The sequence below is a fragment of the Flavobacterium sp. AED genome (assembly GCF_000812945.1).
Classification (GTDB): Bacteria; Bacteroidota; Bacteroidia; order Flavobacteriales; family Flavobacteriaceae; genus Flavobacterium.
Window position 1 is genome coordinate 982,853 of the sequence record NZ_JSYM01000001.1, and the last position, 14,751, is coordinate 997,603.

Below are 14,751 nucleotides of genomic sequence, written 5' to 3' on the forward strand. Positions count from 1 at the left end.
TGAAAAAAGCAAACTATCTTTTTTCATGATTATTAATTTCATTGGCTACTTTCTCACAAAAAATGTGTTAAGTGTCTAAATGAAATCTTCTTACAGTTATTATGTTGCAATTGATTTCAAATAAAAATGAGCCAATATCAACTAATCATGAAAACGTTTATTTTAATATTATTTATATTAAACTTCTCATTTCTTTTTGCCCAAAAAGAAATCTCTGGTTTTGTGATAGATAATGCTGGTAGTGCAATGTCAGGCGTTAACATTACAGAAAAAGGGACAAACAATAGCGTTTCCAGTGATATCAATGGAGCATACCAGATTAATGTTAAAGAAGGAGCTACTTTAATCTTTAGTTACTTTGGTTACTCTAAACAAGAATATGACACAACTGATCCTATTCTAAATGTTGTTTTATCTCAAGACGGGGGACAAAACCTTAACGAAGTTGTGGTTACCGGAACACGAGCAGCACCCAGAAGCAACACTACAACTACCCTTCCCATTGATGTAGTATCATTTGAAGAACTGACGGCAACCGGACAAGCAACTTTTGACAAGGCATTACAGTACAAAATACCCTCTTTTAATACCGTTCAAACTCCTGTAAATGATGCTACATCATTACTTGACCCTTATGAAATTAGAAATATGGGACCTAGTAGAACCTTAATACTTATCAATGGAAAACGAAAAAATTTAAGCGCTCTACTTTATGTTCAAACGGCTCCTGGACAAGGGGAAACAGCTGCTGATATTTCAGGAATACCTATCGATGCTATCGAAAGAGTGGAGATTCTTCGTGATGGCGCATCGCCTCAATATGGTTCTGATGCGATAGCCGGAGTAATAAATATTATTTTAAAAAAGAGAACCGAAGATGGCTCAGTAACGATGAAAACCGGTATTACTTCAAAAGGCGATGGAGAAATGTTAGGTGTGAGTTTAAATAATGGGGCTACAGTAGGCGACAAGGGTTTTGTAAATTATACTTTAGATTTTTCAAAGATAAGTTTAGCCAATAGACCCGGAAAAGTGGATGCAGAAGGAGATTTTAATGATTTCGTTAAAATAAATCCTGTTGCATATAGTAGTTATGTCAATACCGATAATACTCTTGGAGGCACTGATATTACTGGAATGACAGCTGCACAAATTAATACTGTTTTTGAAGCATACAAAGGATCAACCGACTATAACGCAAAACTAGCCACTATAAATCAAGGAAATATAACGGGAAGAAATGTTGTTGATACTTTTTTAAGGGAAAATCCTGAAGGAGGAAACAGCAATAGTTCTCCAGAAACTGCTGCCGTAAAATTCTTGGTAAACGGTGAATTTAATTTATCGCATGAAACACAATTGTATTATAATACTGCTTATGTTTACAAAAAAGTTAACTCATTTGCCAACTACCGAACCCCGTATTGGAGATCTATAAAAAATCCCTTTGAAAATAGCAGCATCCCAAATTGGAGCAACTCATCTGTTTATCCCACTTATTTAAAAGATTTCTTTGGTGATGGCACTATGGCTTCCTATAAAGGTTATCATCCCACATTTACTGGAGATTTGAACGATTACAATGCTACCTTAGGTTACAAAGCGATAAAGAATGGATGGAATGTTGATGCCAGCATAACTGCTGGTGGTAATTCACAAACCTATACGGTAGAAAACTCTCAAAACAAATCAGACATAAAAGATGCTAACGGAGTCAATATCTACCAAGAGAATAGTCCAATCTCTTTCAAACCCGGGGGGGCTTCGTTTAAGCATATTGTAGGTAATTTAGATATTTCAAAAGTATTATCTGACAAAATAAGTGTTGGTTTTGGTTCTGAGGTTAGAACAGAAACCTTTATAATTACTGAAGGAGACAAGGCTTCCTGGGATGGAGAAGGTGCCGATTCCTTTTCCGGTAACAGACCAGAAAATTCAGGCAAATGGAATCGTTACAATTTAGGTGGATACTTCGATTTAGCGTATGATTTCTCTAAAGATTTCTTAGTAAACGGCACGGTTCGTTATGAAGATTATAGTGATTTTGGGGCAGCAACGGTTTGGAAATTGAGTTCTAGATTTAAATTTTATAATGACAAAATTACCCTAAGGGGATCTGTTTCCACCGGATTTAGAGCACCGACATTACACCAAATTTACTCTCAAAAATCACAATATTCCTTCGTAGCTGGACAAGGAGTCCAAATTAGCGGATTAATTAATAATGTTTCTGCACAGGCACGCATTTTAGGCATCCCAAAATTAGATGCTGAAAAATCAACTAATATAACTGTAGGAATAGGTGCCAATCCTTTAAAAAAATTAAATTTCACAATAGATTATTACAACATCAAAGTAGCGAACAGAATCATCTTAGGAGATAAAGTAGCCACACAATTTGGCAGCGTTGCCTGGTTTGAAAATTCATTTGATTCGAGAACATCTGGCTTAGATTTTGTAATGAATTACAATACTATAGCATTAGGAATAGGAGAATTAGGATTTAATTTATCCGGAAACGTAACTTTTGAAAATAAAAGAATTTCACCAGTTGCAAGTAACAATTTTGGAGCAACACTTAACGCTTTAATGTTCACCTCAAGACCCGAAACAAAATGGATTTTGGGAACAACTTACAGAATTAAAAAATTTGACTTAACTATTAACAACACTTATTTTGGAAAAGCCACTTTCAAACAACAAGGTTTAGATTCAAACTTAAGAACTGAGTTTACGCCAAAAATAGTTACTGATTTAGGAATAGATTTCGCGGCAACTGATAAATTAACACTGGTATTTAATGTGAACAATTTATTTGATGTATTGCCTGAATGGAAATTTAAAGCCGAAAACGCAGTTGGAACTGCCATTTTGAATGATCCTGCTCAAGTAAAATCACAATTTAACTTGATTACATTCAATGGCCGTTATTCTCAAACGACCTATCAAGGATTTCACTTTAGTCAATTAGGAACCTTGTTTAGTTTGTCATTAAATTATAAATTCTAAAATCAGGATTTTTTAAAATAAAACAGCATTAATTTTTCCAAATCACGTCGAAACTTCGTTAAAAATAAAATGTCATGACACTTAAAAATCACATCTTTTTTTGGGGAGTAATCATCATACTGATGGGAGGAAATCCAATAGCTGCCCAAGAGAATGCCGGAGGAAAGGAATATGCTTTAAAAGCTGCTTTTCTATATCGTTTTATAGATTATGTTAATTGGAAAGATTATTCTAAAAATCAAACTTTTAAAATCGCCATTCTGGAAGAAAGTCCAATTACCGCTTCATTACAAGACATCCCTAAAACTAAAAAAATTGACATTAAGGAATATAAAAATTTGGACGATATCAGTTTTTGTAATATTCTGTTTGTTCCTTACAATAGTACCATACCAATTGAAACCATTCTTTCTAAATTTTCAGGAAAGCCAGTATTAATCGTAACAGAGCGAAATGGTTATGGAAAAAAAGGGGCGCAGATGAATTTTGTTATAGTCGAAAATAAATTAAAATTCGAAGTAAATCTAAAAGCAATAAATAAAGCCGGAATCGGAATCAGTTCATTCTTGCTGCAACATGCAATTATTGTACAATAACACTATCAAATTAGAAATTTGCATCGTTTCATTTGTGCATGAATTTAAGTAAAGAAAAAACTTAAGGAAAAGTAAAATCACAGCACCTTTAGTGTGCTAAGTACTATTTTTTAGCATTAAAACAATAAACAAATGATGAATCTACGTAACATCTCCATTAAAAATAAGCTGGTACTCATGCAGGTTTTCACCTCCGCATTTGTATTAGTGCTTTGTATTGCAGCTTTTGTTCTAATAGATATAAAAGGGTTCAAAGACCGGAAAATGGTAAGTTCTATAGCTATTGCGCAAGTGGTAGGTTTTAATAGTGTTTCCGCTCTTGAATTTTTGGATAATGCTGCCGCAAAGAAAATTCTATCCGAATTAGCTGTACAAAACGACATTTTAAATGCAAGTATACTGGACAAAAAAGGCCATGTTTTCGCATCCTATACGAAACAGGGCGCCAATCCTAAATTTCGATTTGTTGTGCCTGCAATGGATCAAAAAAGTTTTCTGTTTACCAATAAAAATCTTTTTGTTTACAGCAAAATCAAAAAGGATAATAAAACAATAGGATTAGTTTGTATCAACTTTGAACTATCGGAATTGAATAAAATAAAAATGGATGTGTTGCGTCTGGGAATCGTATTATTAATTGTAGGGATAGGACTTGCTTTTTTAATAGCCATGATTATTAAAAAATACATCTCAAAACCCTTGTTAAACTTGGTAACAGTAATACAACAGATAAAGGATACCGGTGATTATAAAACCCGCATGGTTGTTGAAGGAAAAGATGAAATCAGCATCCTTTCCTTGGGACTTAATAATATGCTGGAAAACATTGAGAAAAGAGACAATGAAGTAGCACAATCCAAAGAACAACTGAATAACCAAAATACACTTTTACAATCAGTTATACAAAACATGGGTGATGGATTAATCGTTGCCGATGAGAATAGAAAATTCATCCTTTGGAATGCTGCAGGTGAAAGAATAATTGGAATTGGTCCCATGGATATTCCTATAGAAAGATGGGCACAAACCTATGGTTTCTTTATGCCCGATACCAAAACCATTTTTAATACTGATGAACTTCCTTTAGTGAAAGCATTAAATGGTGAAGAAGTGGATAATATGGAAATATTCATCCAAAATTATAAAAAACCAGAAGGACTTTCTGTAGTTGTAACTGCCAGACCTTTAAAAAACCCAGCTGGTGGAATTACTGGCGGTGTTTTAGTTATTCATGACATCACAGAACGAAAAACATCAGAAAATGAGATTAAAAAACTAAATGAAGAACTGGAACAAAAAGTAACTGAACGTACCGCCCAATTAGCCGAAGCTATAGAAACCCTTCGCAAAAGCGAGGAAAAATACCGTGAAATCGTGGAGAATATCAGTGATGTAGTCCATACTTCGGATTACAAAGGGTATTTTACCTATATCAATCCTGCCTGCAAAAAACTAACGGGTTACACACAAAATGAAATTATCGGGAAACATTTTTCAGAAATCGTTGCTCCGGAGTGGAGAGATCGTGTGGCTGAATTCTATTTTAACCAATTTAAAAATAAAATAGATGAAACCTTATTCTCATTTCCCATCCTTACCAAATCCAGAGAAGAAAAATGGGTAGAACAAACGGTAATGCAGTTAAGAGAAGGAAATAGAATAACCGGACATAAATCTATTATGAGAGATATTACGGAACGAAAAGCTGCTGAACAAAAATTAAAAGAAAGTGAAGGTCAATTACAAACGATATTCAATGAGGCTCCTGATGCCTTAATTGTGATAAATGATGAGGGAATCATTATCAGATGGAATCCACAAGCCGAAAAAACATTTGGATGGTCATTAGTCGAGGCTATAGGAAAACCAATGCGAGATTTAATTATTCCCGAAAAGTATCGAGATGAACATACTAAAGGTTTCAAAAATTTCCTTATAACAGGTGAAGGACCTATTATCAATAAAACAATAGAAATCACAGCTCTTAATAAAAAAAATGAAGAATTTGATATTGAGCTAACAGTATCTCCGGCTACTATTCTAGGTAAGTATATTTTCATTGCTTTTATCAAAGATATATCGCTTAGAAAAAAAATGGAAAATGAAAAAAAAGAAGCCGACAAATTAGTGCATCTTAATGAACTAAAATTGAAATTAATTCTGGAAAATATTGGCGAGGGAATTATTGTAACCGATAACCAAAAAAGAATTGTTTTATCGAATCACATGGCGGAAGAAATTATAGGAATAAAACAAGATGCTACAGCCCCAACAACTCTAGATTGGTCCACTAAATATGAATTGTATTATCCTGACGAAAAAACCATTTTTCCTGCCCAGAATCTTCCACTGGAAAAAGCACTAAAAGGAGAATCAACGGATGATGTTGAAATAATAATCGAAGATTCTGAAACTAAAGCTAAAAAACGAGTTATCATTAGCGGCAGACCAATAATCGATGAAAACAACTATGTTATAGCTGCAGTTGCTAATATAAAAGACATTACCTATTACAAAGAACTTGAGGTCGCTCTAGAAGAAAGCGAGCAGAAATACCGAAAATTAATTGGTTTTAAAAAGGGATAAAAAATAGAATTTACTGAACTCTTTTTTAAACTTAAATTCCTTATATGGTTTATATTTTTCACCATATAAGGAATTTAAGTTCATTTAAGAAATAGTAAAACATCACTATAATTACTGTTGGCACAAGGCTTATTTTATATACCCAATTTTGATATAATAGTCTTTTTTAGCAACAGTTACTCCTTGTTTTGGATAAGGAAAAACATTGCTGTTTTTTATTTTCCTTTGTTTTTCCGGCAAATATTTAGCCAGCCATTGGTTGTTATCTTCTTCATTTTTCAAAGAAAAAACGATAGTTTTATCCTCAACTAATTTAGAATCTTTGTAAACGGAAATAACTGCTGAAGCTTCACCAGCCCATAAGCAAGTAACTCCTTCCGGACAACGGGAATCAGAGATAACTGCATTCAAAACCAATTGATACCCTGTTTTTTTAAGGCATATTTTTTGGGTGATCTTTACGTATTTTAGGTGTTCTTTTTGTGCGAATGCTGAAACCGTAAAAATTAATAAAAAGGCTAAGAAACTATTTTTCATTTGATTTTTCTTTTAATTATACCAAATATAGTCCTTTTGGTTACGTAGTTTTTACAAAAAGATTACTCGCAATTTTATTCGAAATGGTTAAATCCTTCTGATCAACTTTTATTTTCAGAGACAAATCAAAACTTTCCTTACTGATTATTTCAATTTTAGAACCTAATGCGATTCCTTGCTTGTCCAGATATTTAAGGAATTCAGATGATGTGTCTTTTACACCCACACATATTCCCGTTTGATTTTCATGCAACTCTGAAAGCAGTTGTTTTTCAATTTTAATCATGCGACCATTAGCATCCGGAATGGGGTCTCCATGCGGATCTTCGGTTGGGTTTCCTAGAAAATCATCAAGTTTGTTGATCAGTTTTTCGGACTTTATATGTTCTAATTGTTCTGCAATATCATGAACCTCATCCCAGGAAAAGTCTAATTTATCTACTAAGAAAACTTCCCAAAGACGGTGTTTCCTCACAATCATTTTGGCTGTTATTTTTCCGTGTTCTGTTAAAGAAACCCCTTGGTATTTCTTGTAATTAACCAAATCCTTTTCGGCTAATTTCTTGAGCATATCGGTTACCGATGATGCTTTGGTTTCCATCATTTCAGCAATGGCATTAGTGCTTATTTCTGAATCGGAAAGAATAGTTAGATGAAATATGGTTTTAAGATAATTTTCTTCTGAAAAAGTCATTTGATTTGAGATTGAAGATTATTTATTTTTGATTTCAGATTTTTTAGCCCCGATAGTAGTGGAAATCCTTTATTGTTTTTTCTTTAAAAACAATAAAGATTGCAACGTATAGCGGGAATAGCTCCTGATACTGAAACAAATTCAGCTTCAGCATTTAATTTTTTACGACAAGTAATGGGATCGTGATTTTATGTCGCAATTTGTCAACGGTAGTTCCAAAGATTAAATCTTTGAATCCAGTATGTCCGTGCGTTCCCATAACCAAGATATCAAAACTTCCCTCATTGATAATGGTAGGAATCACTTTATTTGGTTTTCCAAATCCCAGTTGTATTTCGACTTTAAATCCTTTTTCTGACAACATTTCTTTGTATTCGTTTAATAGTTTTTCGTCTATTAAAGTTTCATGGTCATCAATATTTTCGCCATAAACAAGTGCTCCAACGGTTTCCACCACGTGAATTAAGGTGTATTTTGCATCGATTCCGCCTAATTGAAAAGCGTTATTCAATGCTACTTCATCAGCGCTGGAAAAATCTACTGAAACAGCAATATTCTTTTTGCTATAGATTGCGGTTTTAGAAAATTGCAATTTTAAATTGTGTGGCGAATGGTTTAAAATCCTAGTTTTTGTTTTGGTAATAAATGGTTTGAATACAATATAAAGTAACAAAATCAAGAAGGCAAATGCTAAAGGAACTACAGTAAACCATAATACAATTGGATTATCAGAAGTTTCGAGCCAACCTTTAATTTCATCAAAAACCAATTTGGCATTCAGCGAAACGATAATAGTTGCAACAATCCAAGAAGCAATTTGGGTAACCTTACCAATGTGAAATCCTTTCATTTTTGATTTGTCGCTTACAAAATGTATCAACGGAATAATCGCAAAACCCAATTGCAAACTCAAAATTACCTGGCTTAAAATCAGTAATTTTCCTGTGACGCTTTCGCCAAAAATAGAGATTACAATTACGGCTGGAACAATGGCGATTAATCGGGTGATTATTCTTCGAACCCACGGTTGAATTCGTAAATTCAAATAGCCTTCCATAATAATTTGTCCGGCTAATGTTCCGGTAACGGTCGAACTTTGTCCTGCTGCAATCAAAGCCACGGCGAATAATATTGGCGCCCATTTGCTCCCTAAAAGCGGTGCTAAAAACCGGTGTGCATCTTGAATTTCAGCGACTTCAAACATGCCGTTTTTATAAAATGTGGCTGCAGCCAATATTAAAATAGCGGCATTTACAAAAAAGGCTAGATTTAATGCAATTGTGGAATCGATGAAATTATATTTTAAAGCCTGCTTAATCCCGGCAGTGCTCCTGTCGAAATTTCTGGTTTGCACCAATGAGGAATGCAGGTACAAATTATGTGGCATAACCGTTGCCCCAATGATCCCGATAGCGATATAAAGCGCTGCTTCATTAGGCATTGAAGGAATCAATCCATAAATAACTTTCCCCATTTCCGGCTGGGCAAAAATCATTTCAAAAATAAAGGATAGTCCAATAATAACAACCAACACAATAATGAAAGCTTCCATTTTCCGGATGCCTTTATTAATTAAAAACAGCAATAAAAAAGTGTCTAAAACGGTTATTATTACCCCTTCAATAAGCGGAATATCAAACAATAAATTGATCCCTATAGCCATTCCTAATACTTCGGCAAGATCACAGGCGGCAATAGCAATTTCCGCAAGAAAATATAGAATGTAATTGATAAACGGCGAATACGTTTCCCGTGAGGCTTGCGCCAAATCGCGTTGGGTTACAATTCCCAATCGTGCGCTTAAACTTTGCAACAAAAGCGCCATCATATTACTCATCAATAAAACCCAAAGCAAGGCATAACCAAACTGGCTTCCGCCGGCAATATCTGTAGCCCAATTTCCTGGATCCATATAACCAACACTGATTAAATAGGCAGGCCCAAAAAAGGCTAGTATTTTTCTAAAGACTGATTTTTTATTTTGAGTAGAAACCGATTGGTGTACTTCTTCTAAAGATTTTCCCATTTTTTTAATTTATAGGAGCAAATATAATAAATTTTTATATATAAAATATATTTTTTAGATTTGTCTAAATTTTTATTTAGAAATCATGAAAAAACATAATGTATTATTAGTTATAATGTTGTCACTTTCCAACATGCTATTTTCGCAAGATTACCCATCCATTCAAACCGACAGACCAGACCAGACGGAGTGTCCTTTCATTACACCCAAGAATTATTTTCAACTGGAAAATGGTTTCATTTATGAAAAAAGCAATACCAATTCAACCGAAATTGTTGTCCCTACAGTTTTAACCCGTTTTGGAATAAATGACCATTTTGAGTTGCGTTTAATCACGGAATATGTGATTGATAAAAATAATTTTGAAAAAATATCTGGATTTAACCCAATAATGATAGGATTCAAAACCCGACTTTTGAAAGAAAAGGGAATAATTCCAGTTACCTCTTTTATTGCTCACATATCAATTCCTAAAGTGGCTTCTAAAAATTTTAAAACCTCTTTTTATGCTCCTGAATTTAGATTCACAATGCAACACACCATCTCAGATAAACAATCATTAAGTTACAATCTTGGTGCCGAATGGAACGGAGAAACTGCAGAACCAACATTTGTCTATACATTAACAACAGGTTATTCCATCACTGAAAAAATAGGCGGTTATATTGAACTCTATGGTTTTGTACCGCAAATAGAGAAACCAGACCATCGGTTTGATGCTGGATTAACCTACTTATTCAATCCAAACCATCAATTGGATATTTCTGGCGGAATAGGATTGTCTAAATCTTCTCCAAAATATTTTGTAGCATTAGGTTATTCGTTTCGATTTAAAATCTGATTTCGTTCCTTTAAAATTGACTATTTTTGATAAAAATTGCCATCAATCTAAATGAAACACTTCGATTACATCTTTACCGGAACTGGATTATCTGCTTTGATGACCGTTTATAAAATGGTGCTTTCGGGAAAATTTAAAGATAAAAGCATTTTGCTTATTGATGAAAATACTAAAAAAACAAACGACAGAACTTGGTGTTTCTGGGAAGAACAAGAAATAATTTGGGAAGATTCAATTTCTAAGAAATGGGATTCAGCTTTGTTTGCTAATGAAGACTTTCGTAGGGATTTAGATTTAAAACCGTATCAATACAATATGGTGAAAGGCTTGGATTTTTACAACCAAGTGTTTGATTTGATTTCGAAACAAGAAAACATCACTTTCGTCAATCAAAAAGTATTGGAAATTGAAGAATCCGAAAATATAATTCTGATACAAACTGATGCTGAAAGTTTCTCCTGTTCTAAGCTTTTTAATAGCATTTACAATAAACAAAAAGCTGAAAATCAGTCCAAATATCCTGTATTACAACAGCATTTCATTGGTTGGTTTATAAAAAGCGAACAACCGGTTTTTAATCCGGAACAAGCCACATTCATGGATTTTTCGGTAGAACAAAGAGGAAATACACGCTTTATGTACGTATTGCCAACTTCCGAAACCGAAGCTTTACTGGAATACACTTTGTTTTCACACAATCATCTTGAAAAAGCGGAGTATGAAACTGAAATCAAAAAATACATTCAAAATCTGGGCATTACTAATTACGAAATCATAGAAAAAGAACAAGGAAGTATTCCTATGACCTGTTATCCTTTTTGGAAATTGAACACCAAAAATGTCATTAATATAGGTACTTCTGGTGGTTGGACCAAAGCCAGCACTGGGTATACTTTTAAAAATTCTGATAAAAAATCCACTGAATTGGTTTCATTTCTGCAAACAGAGACTGATTTCACGAAGTTCCATAAAAAGAGTAAATTCTGGTTTTATGATTTGTTGCTTTTGGATATTTTAGACCGAAAAAACGAATTGGGAAGCACAATTTTTTCTTCCATGTTCAAAAAAGGAAATCCTACGTTGATTTTTAAATTTCTGGACGAAGAAACTTCTTTTCAAGAGGACATTCAGGTGATATTAAAATGTCCTAAAATGCTATTTATTAAAGCACTATTTCGTGTTATATTCAAAAAAACAAAATAACAATCAAACTATAACAAAACTTTATAGTACAAATAAACCTGTTGGATTTAAACTTTGTAACTTTGCATAATTAAACTAAGAAAATTTTAAACTTTTTAAAATAAAAAATATGTATCCAGAAGAAATGGTAAAACCGATGCAAGCTGAATTAACAGCTGCAGGTTTTCAAGATTTACATAGTGCTGAAGCAGTTGAAAACGCAATGAAAGCTGAAGGTACAACACTAGTGGTCGTAAACTCAGTTTGTGGTTGTGCTGCAAGAAACGCGCGTCCGGGAGCAAAAATGAGCTTAGATGGGGCAAAAAAACCAGACCATTTAATTACCGTTTTTGCAGGTGTTGACAAAGATGCAGTTGACGCTGCAAGACAACATATGTTCCCTTTTCCTCCGTCATCGCCAAGTATGGCTTTATTCAAAAACGGAGAATTAGTTCACATGTTAGAACGTCACCATATTGAAGGTCGTCCAGCAGAATTAATTGCTGAAAACCTAAAAGATGCTTTCAACGAGTATTGTTAATTCAATAAAAAGAAATAAAAAACCACGATTCGCTTTTGCTGAATCGTGGTTTTTTTATGACTATTTCTCAAAAGAAAACATTAAGTAACGGTGTCGCCCCCTTTTCTAAAACCGATTAACTTTCGGTATTTTAATTCCGTTTCTTTCAATTCCTCTTCCATCTGTTTGTATTTACTGATGTCTTTTATGGTTACAACGGCAGCAACCACGTTATTATCCTGATCCACTAATGGCCTGCCGCTAATAAGAACTCTTCTCTTTTGTTGCGCAACGGGGTTCCAAAGAACAACTTCAACATCGTTTGTTTCCTCTCCATCCAACGCCCGTTCCATGGGTAATTTTTGGGAAGGAAATACCGTTTTTTCATCAGGAAAATACAGCTCAAAATGATCCGTTAAATTAGACGATATTTTATCATCCTCTTCTATTCCAAAAATTTCATTGGCCATATAATTAGCCATTACTACTTTCCTGTCTGCATTGGCAACAATAACACCCTCACTAATATTCTCCAAAATCAATCGTAGCTTTTCTTCATTCTCATACAATTCATCCACTACTTTTTTACTTTCAGTAATATCTCTCACAAAACCAATAAAAAGATATTTTTCACCCATTTTAATAGGTGAAATACTAATAGACACCGGAAATTCAGCTCCATCTTTATTGAGCGCTTCTATATCATATGTTTTATTTAAAAATGGCCCAATTCCCGTCGTTAAAAAATGTTCCATCCCTTTCTTATGTTCTTCTCTGTAACGTTCAGGAATAATGAATTCATAAAGATGTTTTCCCAAAACTTCGGCAATTTTCCATCCAAAAATAGACTCTGCCTTTGGATTCCATCTCAAAACATTGCTTTCACTGTCAATAACGATAACCGGATCAGGGGCACCATCGAAAATGCTTTGTATTTGCTGTTCGTTCTCTTTTAATTTCTGGGTGTAATTATTTAACATTTCTTCATCAAGCCTTTTTTGGGTGATATCACGTAAAACTGCATATATCATTCCTGCTTTAATATCCGTTGCTATCACTGATTCAGTCCATTTATAGGAACCGTCTTTGCATAATAAAGGAAACATAACCTCTGCCTCTACCGGCTCTCCTTTCAAACGTTTTTCCCTTCTTTCACTGACAATTTTCACATAATCTGGATGAAGCAGATCTAAAAGTGATATTTTCTCTAAGTCACTTTGATTATACCCCAAAATTTTAGTGAATGAAGGGTTAATTTTTATGATTTTATTTCCTTTTTCAACAAAAAAAGCATCAAATGACATCTCAAAAAAACTGTTGACTATTTTTAAGGATTGTTCATCTTTAACTTTATCAGTAACATCACGCGCAACTGAATACACTATGCCTTGCTGTATATCGATAGTGCTATGCCAGTCCAGCCATTTGTAGGTTCCATCTTTACAACGAACACGGTATTCAAAATTTACAATTTCATTTCCTTTTAGAAGCTTAGCTAATACTTCATCGGCAATATTCTTATCATCAGGATGCGTTAATTCCGTAAATTTTATGCTATTCATATCGTCTTGGGTGTAACCCAGTGTTTTGGTAAACGCTGGATTTATTTTTATAAAATGCTCCCCTTTTGAAACGACAAGCAAGTTATTAGACATATTGAAAAATTTATCGGCAACGACCAAAGAGTCTTCAATTTCTTTTTTAGCGGTAATATCGCTGGCAATTGCATACAACAATCCGGTTGAGGGGTCTGGATAGGTTGACCAAGAAAGCCATTTTATTGACCCATCTTTACAGATATATCTATTTTCGAAATTTATTGTTGAAACACCGGTCTGAAGTTTAGCAACTTCTTTTTTTGTAACATCAATATCATCAGGGACCGTAAATTCCAGAAAGGGTTTACTCAATAACTCTTGCTCAGAATATCCTAAGATCTTACTGGCTGCCGGATTAACCTTTATAAATTTATCCTTTGAGGCTATAACCATAATATCTAATGACATGTTAAAGAACTTATCTGCCGCTTTAAATGAGTCTTCTAATTTCTTTCTTTCTGAGATATCCGTCGAAATTCCACCAATAGCATAAATCCTTCCTATTGAATCATACAAAGGAAATTTTACTGCAATATAAGTATGAGGACCGTCCGATTGTTGGATAGTTTCTTCTGTTTTAAGTTCTCTTAGTGCTTTTGCCACTTCAAGATCAGAATTTCGATAAACATCCGCCACTTCTTTTGGTAAAAAATCATGGTCTGTTTTCCCTATTATTTCTTCATTGGGGATTTGAAATAAAGATCCAAATTGTTTATTGACCAATAAATATTCTCCATTTATTTTTTTTATAAAGATGGGATTCGAAGTGTTATCAATGATAGATTGAAGCAGTTGTTTGTTTTCTAATAATAAGTTTTGGGAAATGTTTTTAGCCCGTAATTGAGCCATAATAATAAAATAGACTACGGTCAGTAAAACAATGGAAAGGACAAATAAAGAAAGTTCTATCCAGTTTAACATGGAATCCATTGTTTGGTCTCTTTGCTCATTAAGCCGCGAAATAAAAACCCATCCTGAAGCAATGACAACTAGTAAATTGACAATAAACCCCAGCAATATTTTTTTTTCAAAGGAAATTTTCATGGTAAAAATGGCGTTAAATTTAACATTTATTAACCGCAACAAACCGAACAATCATCTACATATATACATGAAAGTTAGTGAATTATATTCAATTAGCAAAAACGATTTTTACACATCC

The 14,751-nt window shown here is 33.8% G+C and carries 10 protein-coding genes; 6 read left to right on the forward strand and 4 right to left on the reverse strand.

Translation table 11 applies throughout. The features are described 5' to 3' along the window. Window positions 1–147: 147 nt before the first annotated feature. The 3 genes from OA85_RS04395 (at window position 148) to OA85_RS04405 (ending at window position 6,191) form a co-directional block, all read left to right on the forward strand. A complete protein-coding gene (locus OA85_RS04395; protein ID WP_039109360.1) occupies window positions 148–3,009 on the forward strand; it encodes a TonB-dependent receptor domain-containing protein in 2,862 nt (953 codons plus the stop codon). Window positions 3,010–3,083: 74 nt separating this feature from the next. After that, window positions 3,084–3,605, forward strand: a complete 522-nt coding sequence (locus tag OA85_RS04400) for a YfiR family protein (RefSeq protein WP_082014111.1) — start codon at window positions 3,084–3,086, stop codon at window positions 3,603–3,605. 132 nt (window positions 3,606–3,737) lie between these two features. Next, window positions 3,738–6,191 carry a PAS domain S-box protein gene (locus OA85_RS04405; RefSeq protein WP_082014112.1) on the forward strand — a complete coding sequence of 818 codons (2,454 nt, stop codon included), beginning with the start codon at window positions 3,738–3,740 and terminating at the stop codon, window positions 6,189–6,191. Between the two features lie 129 nt (window positions 6,192–6,320). On the opposite strand, the gene OA85_RS04410 is transcribed toward OA85_RS04405, so the two are convergent. The 3 genes from OA85_RS04410 to OA85_RS04420 all read right to left on the reverse strand — a co-directional run bounded on the left by OA85_RS04410 (window position 6,321) and on the right by OA85_RS04420 (window position 9,448). Beyond that, the gene (locus OA85_RS04410; protein ID WP_039108279.1) at window positions 6,321–6,728 is read right to left on the reverse strand and encodes a hypothetical protein; all 408 of its coding nucleotides are present in this window, start codon (window positions 6,726–6,728) and stop codon (window positions 6,321–6,323) included. A 40-nt stretch (window positions 6,729–6,768) separates the two neighbouring features. After that, the gene (locus tag OA85_RS04415; protein ID WP_039108280.1) at window positions 6,769–7,422 is read right to left on the reverse strand and encodes a metal-dependent transcriptional regulator; all 654 of its coding nucleotides are present in this window, start codon (window positions 7,420–7,422) and stop codon (window positions 6,769–6,771) included. 154 nt (window positions 7,423–7,576) lie between these two features. Next, a complete protein-coding gene (locus tag OA85_RS04420) occupies window positions 7,577–9,448 on the reverse strand; it encodes an Nramp family divalent metal transporter (RefSeq protein WP_039108281.1) in 1,872 nt (623 codons plus the stop codon). 85 nt (window positions 9,449–9,533) lie between these two features. Between OA85_RS04420 and OA85_RS04425 the strand changes: the two genes are divergently transcribed. From OA85_RS04425 to OA85_RS04435, 3 genes are all read left to right on the forward strand, one after another. After that, entirely contained in the window at window positions 9,534–10,289 is a 756-nt protein-coding gene (locus tag OA85_RS04425; RefSeq protein WP_052257141.1) for a transporter, read from the forward strand. A gap of 51 nt (window positions 10,290–10,340) precedes the next feature. Then, entirely contained in the window at window positions 10,341–11,492 is a 1,152-nt protein-coding gene (locus tag OA85_RS04430) for a lycopene cyclase family protein (RefSeq protein ID WP_039108282.1), read from the forward strand. 109 nt (window positions 11,493–11,601) lie between these two features. Next, complete coding sequence (locus OA85_RS04435; RefSeq protein WP_039108283.1) at window positions 11,602–12,012, forward strand: BrxA/BrxB family bacilliredoxin; 411 nt, start codon at window positions 11,602–11,604, stop codon at window positions 12,010–12,012. Between the two features lie 80 nt (window positions 12,013–12,092). Here the strand turns inward: OA85_RS04435 and OA85_RS04440 are convergent, their stop codons facing one another. Beyond that, a complete protein-coding gene (locus tag OA85_RS04440; protein WP_039108284.1) occupies window positions 12,093–14,633 on the reverse strand; it encodes a PAS domain-containing protein in 2,541 nt (846 codons plus the stop codon). Window positions 14,634–14,751 lie beyond the last annotated feature (118 nt).

Coding starts and splice junctions, on each gene's coding strand:
- OA85_RS04395 (WP_039109360.1), top strand. CDS start 148: ATGAAAACGTTTATTTTAATATTATTTATATTAAACTTCTCATTTCTT.
- OA85_RS04400 (WP_082014111.1), top strand. CDS start 3,084: ATGACACTTAAAAATCACATCTTTTTTTGGGGAGTAATCATCATACTG.
- OA85_RS04405 (WP_082014112.1), top strand. CDS start 3,738: ATGATGAATCTACGTAACATCTCCATTAAAAATAAGCTGGTACTCATG.
- OA85_RS04410 (WP_039108279.1), bottom strand. CDS start 6,728: ATGAAAAATAGTTTCTTAGCCTTTTTATTAATTTTTACGGTTTCAGCA.
- OA85_RS04415 (WP_039108280.1), bottom strand. CDS start 7,422: ATGACTTTTTCAGAAGAAAATTATCTTAAAACCATATTTCATCTAACT.
- OA85_RS04420 (WP_039108281.1), bottom strand. CDS start 9,448: ATGGGAAAATCTTTAGAAGAAGTACACCAATCGGTTTCTACTCAAAAT.
- OA85_RS04425 (WP_052257141.1), top strand. CDS start 9,534: ATGAAAAAACATAATGTATTATTAGTTATAATGTTGTCACTTTCCAAC.
- OA85_RS04430 (WP_039108282.1), top strand. CDS start 10,341: ATGAAACACTTCGATTACATCTTTACCGGAACTGGATTATCTGCTTTG.
- OA85_RS04435 (WP_039108283.1), top strand. CDS start 11,602: ATGTATCCAGAAGAAATGGTAAAACCGATGCAAGCTGAATTAACAGCT.
- OA85_RS04440 (WP_039108284.1), bottom strand. CDS start 14,633: ATGAAAATTTCCTTTGAAAAAAAAATATTGCTGGGGTTTATTGTCAAT.